This window comes from Polaribacter sp. PL03 (genome assembly GCF_033875165.1).
Classification (GTDB): Bacteria; Bacteroidota; Bacteroidia; order Flavobacteriales; family Flavobacteriaceae; genus Polaribacter.
Genome location: NZ_JAWZSV010000030.1, coordinates 1 through 1,404, shown reverse-complemented (window position 1 = coordinate 1,404; position 1,404 = coordinate 1). Strand labels below are relative to the sequence as shown.

Sequence of the window (1,404 nt, the reverse complement as noted above, 5' to 3'; positions counted from 1 at the left end):
CGTTTTTTTTTTAGTAAAAGTGTTTTAAAGTTAAAATATAAGAAATCACTCAAATGCTGAAAAGATGAAAATGGAATCAAAATGTATTCACTCAAATCTTTCGCAACAAAAATATAACATCGTATAAAAAAAATTGCTTAAATTTATGCCTAATCAATGCTTTTTGCTTTTTTAAAAATGCTTCTAATTTTCCGGTGGAAAATTTGCCGCATTTTTAAATCGCAAAAATTTTTATACCAAAACGTTGTGCAACACCTAAAAAAACTAACTAATTAAAAAAAACAAAATGAACAAGACTATAATATTATTAATTTTTATTTTTCCGTGTATGATTTTTTCTCAAAGCGATTTTAATAATGGTTATAAAACCGGATATAAGGCAGGTTATTGTTACGAACAAGGCGTTGGATGTATTCCACCTATTACTCCAATTCCTCCAATTCCAAGAATTGGAGAAAATACTTATAAAGATGGATATAATCGTGGATTTTCTGATGGCAAAAGTAAGAGAAGTTCAATAAGCTCGAATTCTAATAGTTCTGCTAGAACAGGAACAGTTTCTACAAGTAGCTACACTCCACTAACGATGGAGGAGGTAATGCTTTTATCTAGAGCGAGAAAACAAAATGGAGGTTCAGACGATAACTTAATAGTTGACCTTATATTATTACCATTGAAAATGCTAATTGATTGGGATGAAATAAGTATTAGCCCTGTTTATGCTCTATCAAAACCAAATAACAAATCATATAAAAATGGTTATGGTGTTAATATTGATGGAAGATTTGGAGATAATTCAGTTGATTTTGTGTATGGTTATAGTTTTATACAATATGAACAAATTGAAAACAATGTGAAAAATTTAAAACAACACTCAATAAATATAGGAATTGGAATTAACCTTTTAAAAGATAGAAATATCCAAATGGAATTGACTCCTCTTTTAGAGTATGAATTAAATAACCAAAGTTCCTTTGGATATGGTGGTTATTTAGGAATAGAAAAAACATTTTTTAATAAAAAATTATCAATAGGTAGTAGATACAGATACACAACTATTTCAAATCAACTTTCTTTAAATTTAATATATACCAAATAGATTTATATAACAAAAAACTGAAAACAAAAAAAGGCGATTGCACAACACCGTATATAATTTATTGCTGGCTTCTCGCCTACTTACGAAAGTCCTCGCGGACTTTCTTGGTCGGTAATTATTTACTAAATTAGTTACTTGTAACACGCAACAAACCATATACAACAACGTTGTATGCAATTGAAAAAATGTACTTTCCTGAAATAGGTTGACTAAAAATTAAACACTTAATTATAGTCACTTATGAAAACACAAAAAGATCCCTGGCGAAAAAAAACGTACGAAAAAGCAACTTTAGAACTCAAATT

Annotated in this window: 1 protein-coding gene; it reads left to right on the top strand. The window is 28.5% G+C overall.

Annotated features, from left to right (window positions below; genetic code table 11):
- Window positions 1-286 precede the first annotated feature (286 nt).
- Entirely contained in the window at window positions 287-1,099 is an 813-nt protein-coding gene (locus SHK09_RS15365) for a hypothetical protein (RefSeq protein WP_319811673.1), read from the top strand.
- The last annotated feature ends 305 nt before the right edge of the window (window positions 1,100-1,404 follow it).

Excerpts from the sequence above, each read along its gene's own strand:
- SHK09_RS15365 (WP_319811673.1), top strand. The coding sequence starts at position 287 with ATGAACAAGACTATAATATTATTAATTTTTATTTTTCCGTGTATGATT.